The following is a 16,778-nucleotide window of genomic DNA, read 5'->3' as shown; positions in this document are numbered from 1 at the left end:
TGGGCGTCCACGCCGCCGCCGACACCGAGTACGACTGGCCGTACTACGGCCAGCTCGTCGGCGCCTGGTTCCAGTCGCACCCCGCCATCCAGCAGGTCACCGTGCGGGTGGAGGACCACGCGCACCCCTCGACGGCCGGCCTCCCCGCCGCCTGGGTGCGGACCGACGAGCTGTACAACTACCGCACCAACCCGCGTGACGTCGCGCACGTGCTGGCGACGCTCGACGAGTCGACCTACACCGGCGGGTCGATGGGCGCCGACCACCCCATCTCGTGGTGCCACCCCTTCCGGGGCGGGCGCGCCTGGTACACCGGCCTCGGCCACACCCAGCAGTCGTACGCGGAACCGCTGTTCCGCACCCACCTGCTCGGCGGGATCCGGTGGGCGGCGGGCGTCGCCGCGGGCGACTGCACGGCGCCACCTCCCTCGCCCGCCACGCAGGCCGAGAGCTTCACCTCCCAGCTCGGCACCCAGGTGGTCGACAAGGCCAGCGCGCGCGGCGGCAAGGCGGTCGGCTACATCGACAACGGTGACTGGCTCGGCTTCTCGGGCGTCTCCACGGCCGGGGCAACCGGCATCTCGGCGCGGGTCGCGTCGGCGGGCGCGGGCGGCACCATCCAGGTGCGGTCGGGCTCGGCCACGGGCACGCTGCTCGGATCGGTCACCGTCCCGGTGACCGGCGGCTGGGAGACCTGGCAGACCGTGAGCACCACGCTGACCGGTACCGCCACCGGCCCGCTGTTCCTGGTGTTCACCGGTGGCGCGGGCTCGCTGTTCGACCTCGACGAGGTCACCCTGACCACCGGTCCCGCGCCGACTCCCACGCCCACCCCGACCGTCACGCCGCCGCCCACCTCGGGGCTGCTGTCGCAGGGACGTCCGGTCACCGCCTCCTCGGTGGAGAACGCCGGCACCGCCGCCGCCAACGTCAACGACGGCAACGCCGGAACCCGCTGGTCGTCGGCCTTCTCCGACCCCCAGTGGATCTCCATCGACCTCGGCGCCAACCGCTCGGTCAACCGGGTGAAGCTCACCTGGGAGGCCGCCTACGGCAAGTCCTACCGCATAGAGACCTCCACCAACGGCACCACCTGGACACCCGCCTACACCACCACCACCTCCGACGGCGGCACCGACGACCTGACCTTCACCGCCGCCACCGCCCGCTACGTCCGCATGTACGGCACACAGCGCGCCACCGGCTACGGCTACTCCCTCTGGGAGATGGAGGTCTACGGCAGCTGACACCGTCCGTGACCCCGGCGTCCCTGGACCGGGCCACGGCTCCCCACCCTGCTCGCCGCACAAGGCGAGCAGGGTGCCGGCGCGTGCTCACGGCATCGGTCCGGGCGATTCGCCTGGACCGATGCCGACAATAAAGGCGGCCGAATCGGTGATTTTTGCAATTTGCCGGACAGCGTTTCCCGCGTGCCTCCAGCATTGGCCTCGACAGACATGACAGAGGGTCATCGCAGGGGGACAACGGGTGGATACCGACATTGACCGGACACTGGTCGCCGACCTGGCCAGGATCATGGTCGCCGAGGTGCGGCCGGCCGAGCTGCCGATGTTCCGGCCGATGAGCGAGGCGTACTTCGCCGACCCGGAACGCTCTCTGGCGGGAGGCGACGGCGGCGGGGGGCCGCTGAGGATCGGGGAGACCGGGCTCGTGCTGCTGCTGACCCCGGTGGCGCTCGCGGCGGCGGAGGAAGTGACCAAGTACCTGTTCGGCGAGGCGATCCGCCCGGCGCTGGTGCGCGGCGGGGCCGCGGTGCGACGGCTGTTCGGCATCGGAGGCCGCCCCGGGAAGTCCGAGACCGCGGTGAGACTGACCGACGAGCAGTGGGCGCACGTCCACCGCATCGTCGAGGACGTGGCCGTCCGCTTCGGGCACGGCCAGGACGTGGCGCAGGTGATGGCCGACACGGTGGTCGGCGCCGCGCACCGCGCGACCTGGGCCGAGCCTCGGTGACCAGCACGCCGCAGGCGCTCGGGCCACCGGGCACGGCCGCCTACGAGCCGCGCCCCGCGCCCGCCGGCACAACGGTCCTGTTCGCCCTGCTGGTCAGCACCGTCCTGATCACCAGCTCGGTCGTCTACATGTTCCTGTGGGGCATCGTGGTGCCCTCGCGTGCCACCCGCCTGGGAACGGCCATGCGGACCTGCTGGGGCAGGGAACAAAGCATAATCAACCACCCGGTGAAGACGCTGGCCGACCTCGCGCGGCTGGGCGACGCCGCCGATAGGGCGGAGCGTTGCCTTCGACCGATCTACGCCGAACAGGCCTCCTGGACGGTGGCCTGCGTCGCGGCGCTGTTCGCCGTGGCCGTCGTGATCTACTGGGCGTACCCCCTGTGGTTCGTCCGCAGGCGCGGCCTGACCCCGATCCTCCGTGAGGACTGCCCCGAGCTGGTCGACGAGCTCGAACGGCTGAGCCGGGCGGCCGGGCTGGACCGGGCGCCGACGTTCCTGCTGGCGCCCTACGCCTCGACGTCCGGCGGGCTGGCGTTCGGCCGGTGGCGGCGCCGGTACGTACAGCTCGACGCCGGTCTGCTGGTCGGTTACACCACCGACCGGGGGAGGTTCCAAGCGGTGGTGCTGCACGAGCTGGCCCACCTGCGCAACCGCGACGTGGACACCACCTATCTGACCATGTCGATCTGGTGGTCGTTCGTCGCCCTGGCGCTGGTGCCCACGGCCGTGGTGACCCTTCATCCCCAGCTGTTCACCACCCCGCTGCGCTGGCGGCCTCCCAAGGGCGCTCTGCCGTTGAGCGTCGGGCTGGCGCTGCTGGTGCTGACCCTTCTGCTGTACCTGACCCGTAACGCGATCCTGCGGGTACGAGAGACCTACGCCGACGCCCGGGTCGGAGAGGCGGCCCACGGCGGCGAGAGCGATCGGCCGGCCGTCGCGCTGCGCGCCGTGGTGGACGGGCTGGCCCCCCCTGACCGGTGGCGCGCCGCACTAGGGACCCATCCCCATCCCGGGCGCCGGAGGCAGGCGATCGACGACCCGGCGGCGATGCTGTCGCCGAGGTCGTGGGAGCTGTTCGCGGCCGGCATGGCCACCGCGGTGATGGTCGCCAACCTGCGTTATGTCTTCGACCAGTTGCTTCAGACCAGGGTCATCGTCAGCTCGGCCGGAACGGGAATGATCTGTGTTCTTGGTGTGGCCGTGCCGCTGGTGACAGCGGTGTGGCGGGCCGCGGGCCGCGCCCCGGCCCACCGCCTGCCCGTGCGCGCCATCCTGCCGATGCCGGTCGTGCTCGTCGCCGGGTACCTGCTCGGTGAACAGCTGTCGTGGGTGTCCGTCCTCGTGGGGTGGACGGCGATGGTGACCGGTGGGGTCGAGCAGTCACTGGCGGCGGCGATCCTGCTGCTCGCCGGTGCGGTGACGCTGGCCTTCTGGACCGCCTCGGTGGCGCACACCGCGCCGAGTCCCGGCCGCCGCGGCCGGGGGGTGCTGCCCGCCGTGGCCGCCGCCGGCACCGCCGCGTTCCTCCCCTGGTTCGGGGTCTGGGTCTCCGCCCACGACCGCCAAGGGTTGCTGGCGACGCTCGACCCCACCATCATCGTGCCGCCTCTGCGGGCGGGCGCTCCCGGGTGGTACGCCGCTGTGACGTACTGGGCCGAGATGGACTACCCGCCGTTTCTCTACCTGACGCACAACCCACTGACGCTGCCCGCCCTCACCCTGCTGTGGCTGGTACCGGTCATCGTCGTCAACCGAAGGCGAGGATCGCTCCGCGGTCCTGAAGAGGATCCGTACCGTGTCAGGGACGCGCTGATCACCGGGCTCGTCGGCGCCGTGGTCTTCGCCCTGGCCGGGGCCGTTCTCCTCTACGCGCTCAAGGAGATGGTGCCGGCCTCGGTACGGCACGACCTCAATTCCTTCCCCTACTCGGTTCAGAGCGCCTTGGCCGCCCTCGCCGTCATCGCCCAGGCTCTCGTCGCCGCGACCGTCGCGACGTTCGCCCGGCGGCACCGTCCCGTGCTGATCCCACTGGCGATCTTCACCACCGGATCACTGGCCACCGGCATCACGCTGCTGGGGCTGAACACGGCCGGCCGCTGCGTCGACCTCTACGAGAACAGGCCGCCGGCGTGCTTCCGGCTGCCCGAGGCCGGGCTCACCGCAGACTTCCTGCACACCGTGCTGGTCGAAGGCGCCGTCGCCACCGTCCCCGCCGCGCTTCTCGGGGCCCTGCTCCAGGTGCTCGTCACGCGCCTTCGCCGGCTCGGCCACCCGGGGACCGCCGACCCCCGCCCTCACCGGCCTGCCACCCGTGTGATCCTAACGACCGCCCTCGCACTCCTCGTCACCGTCGCGATCCTTGGAGCACTCGCCGAAGCCCCGCATGCCTACGAGATCTGGACCGGGTGACGTCGTTCGCCTCGTTCAGGCGGAGGTCAGGCAGGTTCGTACGGCCGTAGTGAGGCGCCGGACGACTGTTCCAGGACGGCGCCGGTGACGGTGTCCGCTGTCAGCAGCCGCGGCGAGCCGTCGACTCCGGTCGCTGCCGCGGCGTACCCGGTCGCTGCCGCGGCGTACAGCGCGGCCAGGCCGCTCGCCGAGGAGACCGCGCCCGCGCCGGGAACCCCGGCGCCGAGCAGCGCGGGGTCGTTCCACCCGTGAGGCTCGTCCAGGCCGGGAAAGACGAACGCGCCGTTCATCGTGACCATGCGCATGGGCAGTGTCTCGGGGCCGGGGGAGCACATGCCACGGCGCCCTCCACCTGGTGCTGGAACACTGGCCCGCGAATTCAGGGTGAAAAGACGCCCGACCGCTGGAGCGGCCGGGCGTGTTCACTACTCGACGAGCGCGGTACCACTTTGAGCAACGGACCGGGCTCGACCGCCGAGAGCCGTCGTGTTCCTCAGGCGAGCGTGCCGCCCTTAATGCCGCTCAGGAACACGGACCACTCACCTGGCGTACAGACCAGCGCCGGACCGGCCGGGTTCTTGCTGTCCCTGACCGCGAACAGGCCAGGAATGTTCGACGCCACCTCGACACAGTTGCCGCCGTCAGATCCGCTGTGAGTGCTCTTGCGCCACCGCGCAGCCCGAAGATCATGAGTCACTTTGGTTCACCGCTTCCTCTATGAGTCTTAGCGACTGACTGAACGGTACGGCCTCAGCCCTGATCGCGTCATACCTGCGCATCAGCTTGCCGATGATATTGCGGTCTTCTACGGTGCGGCCGTTGGGCTGACCTTCAACGTAGGCCGTGTAGGGCACCTCGTTCCGTTCGGCGATGATGAACCCCCCGAGAAGGCCGCACATCGCTCGTGCCGAATAGGGGACTACCTGAATCGTCACTTGTGGGTGCCGTGCGACCTCAAGCAGGTAACTCAGTTGTTCCCACATGACACCCGTGTCCCCTACCGGGCGACGTATCACGGCCTCGTCCACCAGGGCCGAGACCAGCGGAGGGTTATGCCGGTGCAGAATCGCCTTTCGCTGCATGCGACCTCGGACACGTTCGTCTACCTCGTCACTGGTGGTGCCAGGTTCAGCCGACAGGACGAGCCGGGCATACGCCTCTGTCTGGAAGAGCCCCGGAATCAACATCGGCTCCCAGCTTCGCAGGCCCGTGGCCTCCTGTTCTTCCTCCAGCCACGGCCGGAAATATTCGGGCGCCTTGTTCCACGTAGTGGCGATGTACAGGCGCGTCATGGTGCCGTCGAGGCCGAGGACCTCGTCGCACAGCTCGGCGAAGCGTTCGGACGGGGGGCGTTTGGCGGTCTCCACCATGGCGACCATGGCGTCGGAATACCCCATGCGCCTGGCGAGCTCCCTTTGGGAGAGCCTCGCCGTGGCGCGGTGCTGACGCAGCTCGAAGGCGAAAAGGGCACGCGGGGAGTCGTGAGGGTCGACATCACTGCCGGGGGGCATGTCTCACCTACCATCAGAATAGGGACATTTAAGCTGACTAACCATTCCGCTAACCCAAGTGTGCTCATGGCGTGAGCGGGAATCGCTACCGATCGTAGCCTTCTATTGACACTCTGGTAAAGCGAAGTCCCCAACGACGCACGCACCTTTCCGGCGAGGCGAAAAGGCAAGCGCATGATGACAGGAAATCTTCTTGGCGTTACCTATCTGGCCGGTTCTCCCGAGTCGGTCTCACAGGCACGTGACTACGTGAGACGGAAACTCGGGGACGGTCATCCCGCATTGGACGACGTCACGCTACTGGTTTCCGAAGTCGTTACGAATGCGGTGATTCACTCGAATTCGCGAAATGGTGGCAGGGTGACGCTCGCGATCGCCGACTGCCATGACCTCATACACGTCGACGTAGTGGACTTCGGCGGTGACACGGCCCCGCGCGTTCGCGGAGACCTGTACGCCGAAGGGGGGCGAGGGCTCATGCTGGTAGAAATGCTCTCCCATTGCTGGAACGTCTACGACCACCCTGCCGGACGTACCGTCTGGTTCCAAGTGAAGTACGGGTGACGACGGTGGAGTCGGTCGCCGGCCCGGCGACCGCGATCAGGCCGGCGAGTCCGCCGGCGGCGAGCACGACGGATATCACCCGCTCCAGCCTTCCTCTCGTGAAGACGGGAAGCACCTGCTGACGAGCGAAGAGCCGAAGGTCGTCCGTCGTAGGCGTCGCACGCCTCCACCAGGTCGTGGTGCTTGCTGTTCACTTGGGAGATATGTCGCATAAGGATCCTGTGATCCTTAAGTAACATTCCCTTACTAAGGTCCCCCGCATGAGTTCCAGAATTGGGCGGGCCCTCGCCGCCGGTGCCACGGTCGTCGTGGCCATTGGCCTTCTAGCGCCCGCAGCACCCGCCTCCGCGACACCCGACCACTCGGTGAAGATCACCGTGATGGCCAGTTCCGACATTCACGGCAACGCCCTGAACTGGGACTACTTCAAGAACGCGGAGTTCGACGACAGCGCGCACAACGACGTGGGCCTCGCGAAGGTCTCCACCCTGGTCAACCAGATCCGCAAGGACCGCGGCGCCGACCACACGCTGCTGTTCGACTCCGGCGACACCATCCAGGGCACCCCGCTCGACTACTACTACGCCAAGGTCGAGCCGATCACCGAGACCGGCCAGACCCACCCCATGGCCAAGGCCATGAACGCCATCGGGTACGACGCCGTGACGCTCGGCAACCACGAGTTCAACTACGGGCTTCCCCTGCTGGCCAAGTGGGTCAAGCAGATGAATGCCCCGGTGCTCGGCGCCAACGCGGTCTCCGCCAAGACCGGCCTCCCGGCGTACCTGCCGTTCATCATCAAGACGATGAAGGTCAAGGGCGACAAGCCCGTCAAGGTGGGCGTGCTCGGCCTGACCAACCCCGGTATCGCGATCTGGGACAAGGCCAACGTCGAGGGCAAGCTGAAGTTCCTCGACCTGGTCGCCACCGCGAAGAAGTGGGTGCCGGTCATCCGTGCCCTCGGCGCCGACGTCGTCCTCGTCACCGCGCACGCCGGTGACAACGGCATCTCGTCCTACGGCTCCGACCTGCCGATCGAGAACGCCTCCGCGCTCGTCGCCGAGCAGGTCCCGGGCATCGACGCCGTGCTGTTCGGCCACGCCCACAACGACGTGCCGCAGAGGTTCGTCACCAACACGGCCACCGGCAAGCAGGTGCTGCTGACCGAGCCGAGCAAGTACGGCCAGCGCCTCTCCGTGGTGGACTTCACCCTCGCCAAGGAGCGCGGCAAGTGGGCTGTCACCACCAAGTCCTCGGCGACGATCAACACCAACACGGTCGCCGAGGACCCGAAGATCGTCGCCCTGATGAAGGGCCAGCACGACAAGACCGTCGGGTACGTCAACCAGGTGATCGCCCAGTCGAAGGAGCAGCTGTCCGCGGCCGAGTCGCCGTACAAGGACACCGCGATCCTCGACTACATCCAGAAGGTGCAGACCGACCTGGTCACCAAGGCGGTCGCGGGCACGGCCGACGCGTCCCTGCCGGTGCTGTCCATCGCCGCGCCCTTCAGCCGCACGGCGATCTTCCCGGCCGGTCCCGTGAGCGTCCGTGACATGGCGGGCCTGTACGTCTACGACAACACGCTGCTCGGCGTGAAGCTGACCGGCACGCAGATCAAGGACTACCTGGAGTACTCCGCCAAGTACTTCGCCCAGGTGGCCCCCGGCGCGCCGATCGACCTCGGCACGCTGACCAACGCCGCCGGTACCCCGGACTACAACTACGACCAGCTGTCGGGCGTCTCCTACGACATCGACATCTCCAAGCCGGTCGGGCAGCGCATCCTCAACCTGTCCTACAAGGGTGCGCCGGTGGCCGCGGGCCAGCAGTTCGTGGTCGCGATCAACAACTACCGGCAGTCCGGCGGCGGCGGCTTCCCGCACGTCACCACCGCCCCGGTCGTCTACAACGCCCAGGTGGAGATCCGCCAGGCGCTGATCGACGCCGCCACCGCCTCCGGCACCATCGACCCCGCCACCTTCGCCGACCCCAACTGGAAGCTCGTCCGCGAAGGCGTGCCCGTCTTCTAGCCGATACTTCTGGCTAGAACGGCTCCCCGCGGCACAGTGGCCGGCACCACCCCTCTGGGAGGTGCCGGCCACTAATGATCGTTATCATCCACACATCGAAACTTTGTCCGCCGACGCCACAGGGTGAGACCAACGTCTGCGAGAGGTGCCACAGGTTGAGTCCGCGAACCAGCCGGAAGCTTCCGTGAAGTTCCGGGTCATCGGTGACGTGGCCGTCGTCGGCGACTCGGGCCGGGTGCGGATGGCGTCACGGCGCCAGGAACAGCTGCTGGCGCTGCTCATCTGCTGGCGCGGCCGTACGGTGCCCGCCGAGACGCTGACCGACGCGCTCTGGGGCGAGCGGCCGGCCCCACGCCCGGGGAAGAACCTCCAGGTCCTCGTGCACCGATTACGCCGGTCGCTGGGCAGCGCCGACCGGATCCGGCACGACCGCTCCGGGTACGCGTTGCTCGCGCAGAGGGCCGAGGTGGACGCCTGGCACTTCACCGACCTGGCCGAACGAGGCCGCCGCGCGCTCGGCCAGGGCGACCCCGAGATGGCGGCGGCGCTGCTCCACGAGGCGCTCGCCCTGTGGGGAGGAGGCACCGCCTACCCCGGGCTGCACGACGTGCCACGGCTCGCCGAGGCCGCCGCCGACCTGGAGCAGGAACGCAGGCGCGTGCTGACCGACCGCATCGACGCCGAGATGGCGTTGGGGCGGCACGCCCAGGTCATCCCCGAACTGGTCGCGCTGCTCGCCGAGGACCCGCTGGCCGAGTCGTCCGCCGCGCGTCTCATGGTGGCGATGCACCGGGCGGGCCGGCGTGCCGAGGCGCTGAACGTGTACCGGCGCACCCGTACCGTCCTCGCCGAGGAGCTGGGGGTGGAACCCGGTCCGCTGCTGCGGGAGCTGGAAGGCGCCATCCTGCGCGGGGACGAGGACATCATGCCCGTCCCCCTCCAGCCGGCCGGGCCGGGCCCGGTCCCCGCCCTGCTTCCCGCGCCCACCGGGGACCTCACCGGCCGGGACGCCGAGCTGCGCGAGATCACCGGCCTGCTGCTCGGCCCTCCCGTGCTATGCGTCGTCTCCGGCATGGCGGGCGTGGGCAAGACGGCGCTCGCCGTGCAGGCCGCCCAGCTGACGCGGGAACGGTTCCCCGACGGCCAGCTCTTCGTGAACCTGCGCGGCGCGGGAACCGGCCGGGTCGAACCGCACGAGGCGCTCGGACGCTTCCTTCGCGCGCTCGGCGTGGCCGGGGCGCTCGTACCGGACGGCCTGGACGAGCGTGCCGAGGTCTTCCGTGACCTGCTGTCCGACCGGCGCGTGCTGGTCGTGCTCGACGACGCCGCCGACGAGGCCCAGGTGGAACCGCTCATCCCCGCCGGCGCCGGCTGCGCGGTGCTGGTCACCAGTCGCGGCAGGCTCGCCGCGCTCCCCGCAGCGAACGTGGTCGCGCTGGGCATGCTCGGCATCGGCGACGCCGTCGACCTGCTGAGCAAGATCACCGGACGGGCCGAGCTCCGCGAGGGCGGCCCTGCCGCGCGGGAACTGGCCGAGCTGTGCGACCGGCTGCCGCTGGCCCTGCGCATCGCCGGGGCACGGCTGGCGGCCCGGCCGCACTGGACGGTGTCGCGGCTCATCTCCCGCCTGGAGGCCGAGCACGACCGGCTCGACGAGCTGACCCACGGCGCCCTGTCGGTCAGGGCCGGGCTCGCGCTGGGGTACTCCGGGCTGGCCGAGCCGGGCCGCTCGCTGTACCGCAGGCTGGGGCTGGTGGAGAGCCCGGACTTCACTGCGTGGGTCGCCGCCGCGCTCCTTCCCGCCGGTTCGCGCGAGGCCGAGGACGTGCTCGAAAACCTCGTCGAGGCGCAACTGGTGGAGTACGCGGGCACCGACGCGATCGGCGAGCCCCGCTACAGGATTCACGACCTGGTGCGGCTGCACGCCAGGGAGCGGGCCGTCGCCGACGAGGCGCCAGGCGCGGCCGTCGCGGCGCTTACCAGGCTGACGGGCACGTACCTCGCCCTGGCCGAACGTGCGCACCGGCTCCAGTACGGCGGCGACTACACCGTCCTGCACGGTGGGGGTGCCCGGTGGGACCTGGAGGAGCCGACCGCCGGCCGCCTGCTGGCCGATCCGGCGGGGTGGCTGCGCAGCGAGCGGCTCGGCCTGGTCGCGGCGGTCGAGCAGGCCGCGGCGCTCGGCCTCAGCGAGACCTGCTGGGACCTCGCGATGTCCACGATCACGCTGTTCGAGTCGCAGGGCCACTTCGACGACTGGTCGCACACCTCCCGCACCGCCCTCGCCACCGCCAGGCGTATGGAGAACCCGCGCGGGGAGGCGGCCATGAGGTACTCGCTCGGCACGCTGGAGATCTTCCGGCAGCGCTACGCCGCCGCCAGGCCGCACTTCGAGGCGGCGCTGCGCATCTTCGAGACCGTCGGCGACCAGCACGGGCAGGCGCTGGCCCTCCGCAACGCGGCCCTGCTCGACCGGGTGGAGGGGAACGTGGAGACGGCGCTGGCCCAGTACGGGCGGGCGCTGCGGATGCTCCGCGCCGCCGGCGACCAGCACGCCGAGGCGCACGTGCTGGGCAGCATCGCGCAGATCCACATCGAGAACGACGAAGGCGAGACGGCGGCCCCGCTGCTGGAACAGGCGCTCGGCGTCTACCTGGAGCTCGGCGACGCGCGCGGCAGCGCTCAGATACTCAACCGGCTCGGACTGCTGTACCTGCGCCAGAACAGGGCCACCGACGCCGAGACCGCCTACCGGCAGGTCCTGGACGCCTCCCGGAACGCCGGTGACCGTATCGGCGAGTCCTACGGCCTGCTCGGCATGGGCGAGGCCGGCCTGCTGGCCGGGGAGCTCGATCGCGCCGCCGACTACCTGGACGCCGCGCTGGCGCTGGCCGGCACCATCGGCGAGCCGTTCGTCGCGGCCCGTGCCCGGCTGGCCGGTGGCAAGCTGGCCGCCGAACGCGGCGAGCACCAACTCGCCGGCTCCATGCTGGAGCGGGCGGCGGCGGAGTTCGACGCGATCGGGCTCCCTCTGTGGCACGAGCGCGCCCGCGAGGCCCGCCGCGCCCTCGACATGCTCTCCTCGCCGCCCGCTCCCGGCTGAGCTCACCCTCAGCCCTCGCCGGGGTCCATCCAGTGGCTGTCGCAGCCGTACTGCTGGCCGTGGCAGGGGTCCACCTCCACGGCGGCGGCCGGCGTGGCACCGGCCCCCAGCAGCCCGGCCACCACCAGGGCGAGCAGCGTGCCCTTCAGCTTCTTCACGCGGTTCCTCCTGCTATCGCGGTGGCAAACGGCCGATCACCGGCCAGGCGCGACATTATCCACGCTGGAACGCCCCCGTGGCCGCCGCCGCCTGAACTTCCCCGCGGCGACGACGGCCCGTGATGCCGCGTAGCGCGTACCGCGTCCGCCCCCGGTCCGGCGATGACGCGCCCGTGGCCATCGCCGGATCCACCCGCGCCGGCCCTCATCACGACAACACCTTAGAAAATGCCGGTTTCACGAGGGTTTCACCGGCCCCCGCGCACGTTCGGGCCGTCAGGACGCTCCGAAGCCCCGGACCCCAGCCGAGATCGCCGAAGGCCCGCCGCATGACGGCGTCCGCGCCATTGGGGCAGGTACATCAGCGTCAACACCCCGGCCGCGCACAGGGCTGCGAGGACGAAGACAATAAGCGGGATTGGCATTATGCGGCATGAAGCCCGCACACATACCTATCAGGATTGCGGCGTCAGCAGGGTTCGCTCACCACGGTGAAGGTGTGGGTGGCGACCACGCGCCCCGGCAGTGCGGAGAACGCCCACTTCTCCTCGAACCGGCGGCTCAGCTCCGCGCTCTCGGCCGAGGGCACGAGGACGGCGTAGAGCTTCACGCGGCGCCCCTGGGCGCCGACGGGTCCGAGGTACAGCTCCGGCACCTCCCAGGTGCCGGCCGTACGGTCTGCCCGGGCGGCGGCCCAGGCCAGGAAGTACTGGTCACCGCCCTTGGCGAAGATCCGCAGATCGTACCCGTCCGGCACCGAGCCCGACCCCAGGATCGGCCCGCACGTGGGCACCGAGCCCGTCGGGTCAAGGATGGCGAACGGGGTGCCGCCGTTCCCCGTCTTTCCGGCGTTCTCGGCGCTTCCGGCGTTCTCGGGGCTTCCGGCGTTCGGGGGGATTCCGGCGGTCGGTGACGTCGGAGGAACAGAGGCGCCCATGTCCGGCGATGTATGGGAACGCTGGAACAAGGACCCGAGGTCTGTCGAGCCCGTCATCTGCCCGGCGGCCAGTGCGAGCACCGCCAGCAGGACCGGAACGCCGACGACGGCCGCGATCCTCGCGCGGCGAGGCCGGGGCGTGCCACCCGATATCTCCAGCAGGCGCGAAAGCGCCGGAACCGCCAGCCACACGACGGCCGAGAAGCCCTTGTCCGCCAGCTCGACCCCCACCCGGCGGAAGTCACCGGCCGCCAGCCCGGCGTACCCGTGGACCAGCACGTCGTGGAAGAGGTCGTCGGTGACGGCCACGGCCAGGTCCCGGTCGTCGTGCTCGGCGAGGGCGGTGCGCAGGTCCCGGGTCTCCACGAGGCGGCAGGCGTCCACGACGGCCTTGCCCACGTACCCGGTCGCCGCCTCGTGGACGATGCCCTGCGCCAAGGCGAGACGCAGCCGGATGCGATCGTCAGGCGGCAGGGTCTCGTTGATCTCCGCGAGACCGGCGCCCACCTCGCGTAGCAGGATGGCTATGACACGGGCCTCGTCCACCCCGGCCGGCAGCAGGACGAGCTGCCCGTCGCCCCGGTCCTGGCGGGGCACCGCCGCCAGGGAGAGTCCCGCGCGGGCCAGGGCGCGGTCCAGCACGCGCTTCAACCCTGTTTGAACGTCCAGCTGGCGCCGGTTGTCACGGGCGCTGTAGGACTGCACGTCTACGGCCAGGCACAGGCGGCGGATGGCCGCAGGCGGGTCCGTCGTGGCGCGCCACCGGCCGTTCGTACGGGATGGCCGGGCCCGTGGGGTCGAGTCGTCGCTCACTGCCGCCTCGTCGCATCGTGGTGCCGTGACCGTGGTGCGCTCGACCTAGTTTGACGCATGAAGCTCTCGCGACGAATGAATACTCATAAATCACAAAAAAGCCAGACAGGTCCCCCGGCACCGGCCCCCGGTGGTGAGCCGGGAGCCGGTGGTGGGTGAGGTTATCTGTACACGCCGAACTCCCAGAGGGAGTAGCCGTAGGCGGTGCCGCGCTGGGTGAGGTTGAGGCGGACGTATCTGGCGGACACGTTCACGTCGATTTCGTCGAAGCCGCCGTCACCCGCGGTGGTGGAATAGGCGTTGGTCCAGGTGGCTCCGTCGTTGGAGGTCTGGATCTGGTACGCCTTGCCGTAGGCGCTCTCCCAGCCGAGCTCCACGTGTTTGATCGGGGTGACGCTCCCGAGGTCGACCTGGAGCCACTGGGGGTCGCTCCAGTCACTCGCCCACCGGGTGGTGAAGCTGCCGTCGGTCGCCTTGGAGGGCAGGAACGGCCCGCCGTCGCCGGTCGGCTGGTAGGACGAGGCGGTGGTCGTCTTGCCGAGCGCCACGTTGGTGCCGTTGACCGTCGGGGGCACGACGCGGAACGACTTCTGCTCGATGCCGACGTTGCCCTGCCCGTCGAAAGCGTAGACGTAGACCTTCCACACGCCCATCTGCTCGGGCGCGGTGACCGAGAACTGGCCGGGGGACGTCTCGGTGAACCGGACGTGCGAGAAGCCGGTGTTGCCGTTGATGTGCTTGTTGCTGACCATGAGGTTGTAGCGGATCGGGTCGCCGTTCGGGTCGCCGGCCGTCACCCCGACGGTGAACTGGCCGCCCGCCGGGACGCTGGTCTGCGAGCCGACCGTCATGGCCGTGATCTCCGGCGGCGTGTTGGCCGACGGCTGGCCGGTGTAGGCCTGCTTGAGCGCGTAGTAGCCGAGGCGGCGCCATCCGCCGGTGAAGGTGTTGAGCCACACGCCGCCGAAGTCGTTCTCCAGCCCGTAGTGGAACTCGGTGGCTCCGAGCGCGACGCCCGGGTGGCCCTTGATGGCGTTCCAGCTCGCGGTGTACCCGGCGCGCTTCTGCAGGTCGGTCGGCTCGGTGGGGACGCCGTTGACGTCGTTCGGCACCTCCCACTCACCCGCCGGGCCGCCCTCGGTGATGATGTACGGCTTGGTGTAGCCGCCGTCGATCCAGGCCTGCTTGACTCCGCCGATGGCGCCGTAGGAGTTGACCGCGAGCAGGTCGAGCGCCGGGGAGTACGTCTTGTAGTACGGCCAGGCGCCGGTCCAGGCGTCGGTCGAGGTGACCGGGTGGTTGGGGTCGGCGGCGTGGATGGCCACGGCGACCTCGTTCACGAACTTGGCGTAGCCGACGCGCCGCGCCTCGACCTCGGCCGCCGAGAGGCCGTGGTCCTGCATGGTGAGGATGACCTCGTTGCCGACGTCCCACATCAGCACGCCCTGGTACCCCTTGAGGGCGTTCACCCGGGCGACGATCTCGTTCTTCACGCTGGTCTTGTAGGCGGTGTCGTTCACGTAGTCGGCGCCCTGGTTCAGCCAGTGCCCGACGACGATCTTGATGCCCTGCTGGGCGGCCCTGTTGAGCAGGGTCGGCGTGTTGGCGTCGTCGACGCCCCAGGTGCGGATGGTGTTGACGCCCATGGACTTCAGATCCCGCATGTAGCCGTCGGCGGCGGCCTGCGGCGGGCCGTACGTGAGGCCCCTGACCTCGTACGGCGCGCCGTTGACGTTGAGCTGCCAGTTGCCCTGGGTGCCCGTCACCTTGACGACGCTCGGGCCCGCGGGGGTGGCCGGGTCGGTCATCGCGGCCGGCACGGTGCCGGTGCTCCTGGAAACCGAGACGGAGTCGACGCTGAGGACGCCGCCGGAGGTCGTGGCCGCGGTCGGGGTGGTGGAGCCGGCGACCGCGTTAGGCAGCGAGCCACCGATGGCGAGGTCGAACCGCAGGTAGAAGCCGTGCTGGACGGCGGCCTGCCAGGCGGCGACCCCCACCTGGCTCTCGCGGACGATCCACGTCTGCTTGCCGTCGAGGTAGAAGCGGATCTCCTCGTCGGTCTTGGTGCGGTCGATGATCTGGGTGTACTCGTGGTACCCGGTCTGGCAGCCGGTGCAGGAGGCAAGGCCGCTGGTGCGGCCGTTGTACTCGGCGCACACGCCGTCGGGGGCCGTGCCGCAGTGCAGGGTGTTGGAGAGCTGGTTACGGCCGTTGACGTCGGTCATGATGTCGGTCTCGCCGACGCCCGGCCAGTTGTTGTAGTTGCCGCGGTAGGCGGCGCCGGTCGCGCGGAAGCCCGGCCAGTAGCCCAAGGCGTTCGCCACGTCGGGCTGCTTGAGCGTCGCGGTGAACCTCAGCTGCTCGCCCGGCTGCGGGGAGAAGTCGGTGCGCTGCGTCTCGACGCGTCCCGACGTCCAGTTGCCCGCACCGTCCTTGATGGCCTTGATGGAGAGCTTGCCGGCGCCGTCGAGGAAGACGTTGGCGGTGGAGGCGCTCATGGTCTCGACCTCGCCGGTCCCCCAGTTCGCGGCGCCGCCGGGGTACTGGGTGCCGGTGCGCAGGAGCCAGTTCGCCGCCGAGGGCGAGGTGCCCGCGGCTCCGTTGAAGTCGTCCTTCCAGACCTCGGTCCAGTTGCCGGGAGGCACCGACGGGGTGATGGTGGGCGTCGGCGACGGGCTGGTGCCGCCGATGGTGCCGTAGACCTGGAACTCCCACAGCGAGTAGCCGTAGCCGGTGCCCCGGACCGTGCCGTACATCCGCACGTACCGGCCGGTGCCCGAGACGGCGAGCGTCTGCGTGCCGCCCGTGCCGGTCGTGGTCGAGTACACGTCGGTCCACGCGGTGCCGTCAGGCGACGTCTGGATCTTGAACGCCTTGCCGTACGCCGCCTCCCAGGTCAGCACGACCTGGGTGATCGACGCCGAGGCGCCCAAGTCGACCTGGAGCCACTGCGGGTCGCTGAATGCGCTGGCCCAGCGCGTGCCGGTGAGGTCGCCGTCGACGGCACCTGCGGGGCTCCAGGCGGCGCCCTCGGAAGAGGAGGCCGTCGCCGGCTTTCCCTGCGACAGCAAGGTGTCGACGGCCATGGCGGTGCCTGAAAGCGCCAGGCCGGACGCGACCAGCGCGACCAGAACGGCGATCAGCAGGCCCAACCGGTACCTGCCTGGGCTGCGGGATGGGTGCACGATCTCTCCTCGATACGGGGGGTGCCTGCCATGTCGGCGAACGGTAATCAGAGGGAGAGCGCTCTCCGAATGGAGAGTGCACCGGCCGA

12 protein-coding genes are annotated in these 16,778 nt (G+C 70.0%); 6 read left to right on the top strand and 6 right to left on the bottom strand.

Going from position 1 to position 16,778, the window contains the following annotated elements; genetic code table 11:
- The 3 genes from AB0O34_RS19580 to AB0O34_RS19570 all read left to right on the top strand — a co-directional run.
- A partial coding sequence (locus tag AB0O34_RS19580) for a ThuA domain-containing protein (RefSeq protein ID WP_363917130.1) occupies positions 1-1,247 on the top strand: 1,247 nt, incomplete at its 5' end.
- A gap of 241 nt (positions 1,248-1,488) precedes the next feature.
- Complete coding sequence (locus AB0O34_RS19575; protein WP_363917128.1) at positions 1,489-1,974, top strand: hypothetical protein; 486 nt, start codon at positions 1,489-1,491, stop codon at positions 1,972-1,974.
- Positions 1,971-4,385, top strand: a complete 2,415-nt coding sequence (locus tag AB0O34_RS19570; protein WP_363917126.1) for a M48 family metalloprotease — start codon at positions 1,971-1,973, stop codon at positions 4,383-4,385. Before AB0O34_RS19575 ends, AB0O34_RS19570 begins: the two co-directional genes overlap by 4 nt.
- Before the next feature lie 26 nt (positions 4,386-4,411).
- Here AB0O34_RS19570 and AB0O34_RS19565 read toward each other — a convergent pair whose 3' ends face one another.
- From AB0O34_RS19565 to AB0O34_RS19555, 3 genes are all read right to left on the bottom strand, one after another.
- Entirely contained in the window at positions 4,412-4,720 is a 309-nt protein-coding gene (locus tag AB0O34_RS19565) for a hypothetical protein (RefSeq protein ID WP_363917124.1), read from the bottom strand.
- Between the two features lie 158 nt (positions 4,721-4,878).
- Entirely contained in the window at positions 4,879-5,082 is a 204-nt protein-coding gene (locus tag AB0O34_RS19560; RefSeq protein WP_363917122.1) for a DUF397 domain-containing protein, read from the bottom strand.
- The gene (locus AB0O34_RS19555) at positions 5,072-5,896 is read right to left on the bottom strand and encodes a helix-turn-helix transcriptional regulator (protein ID WP_363917120.1); all 825 of its coding nucleotides are present in this window, start codon (positions 5,894-5,896) and stop codon (positions 5,072-5,074) included. Before AB0O34_RS19555 ends, AB0O34_RS19560 begins: the two co-directional genes overlap by 11 nt.
- Before the next feature lie 174 nt (positions 5,897-6,070).
- On the opposite strand from AB0O34_RS19555, the gene AB0O34_RS19550 reads away from it, so the two are divergent.
- The 3 genes from AB0O34_RS19550 (at position 6,071) to AB0O34_RS19540 (ending at position 11,596) form a co-directional block, all read left to right on the top strand.
- On the top strand, positions 6,071-6,460 hold the full coding sequence (locus tag AB0O34_RS19550; protein WP_363917118.1) for an ATP-binding protein: 390 nt from the start codon (positions 6,071-6,073) through the stop codon (positions 6,458-6,460).
- 260 nt (positions 6,461-6,720) lie between these two features.
- Entirely contained in the window at positions 6,721-8,493 is a 1,773-nt protein-coding gene (locus AB0O34_RS19545; protein ID WP_363917116.1) for a 5'-nucleotidase C-terminal domain-containing protein, read from the top strand.
- Between the two features lie 184 nt (positions 8,494-8,677).
- A complete protein-coding gene (locus tag AB0O34_RS19540; protein WP_363917114.1) occupies positions 8,678-11,596 on the top strand; it encodes a BTAD domain-containing putative transcriptional regulator in 2,919 nt (972 codons plus the stop codon).
- A gap of 8 nt (positions 11,597-11,604) precedes the next feature.
- Here AB0O34_RS19540 and AB0O34_RS19535 read toward each other — a convergent pair whose 3' ends face one another.
- From AB0O34_RS19535 to AB0O34_RS19525, 3 genes are all read right to left on the bottom strand, one after another.
- Positions 11,605-11,754 carry a hypothetical protein gene (locus AB0O34_RS19535; RefSeq protein ID WP_363917112.1) on the bottom strand — a complete coding sequence of 50 codons (150 nt, stop codon included), beginning with the start codon at positions 11,752-11,754 and terminating at the stop codon, positions 11,605-11,607.
- Positions 11,755-12,223: 469 nt separating this feature from the next.
- The gene (locus AB0O34_RS19530; protein ID WP_363917110.1) at positions 12,224-13,504 is read right to left on the bottom strand and encodes a hypothetical protein; all 1,281 of its coding nucleotides are present in this window, start codon (positions 13,502-13,504) and stop codon (positions 12,224-12,226) included.
- A gap of 161 nt (positions 13,505-13,665) precedes the next feature.
- Positions 13,666-16,689 (bottom strand): discoidin domain-containing protein, encoded by a 3,024-nt coding sequence (locus AB0O34_RS19525; RefSeq protein WP_363917108.1) that lies wholly within the window; start codon positions 16,687-16,689, stop codon positions 13,666-13,668.
- Between the last annotated feature and the right edge of the window lie 89 nt (positions 16,690-16,778).

Source organism: Sphaerisporangium sp. NPDC088356 (assembly GCF_040685555.1).
Taxonomy (GTDB): Bacteria; Actinomycetota; Actinomycetes; order Streptosporangiales; family Streptosporangiaceae; genus Sphaerisporangium.
This window is presented reverse-complemented; position numbering and strand designations above follow the sequence as displayed.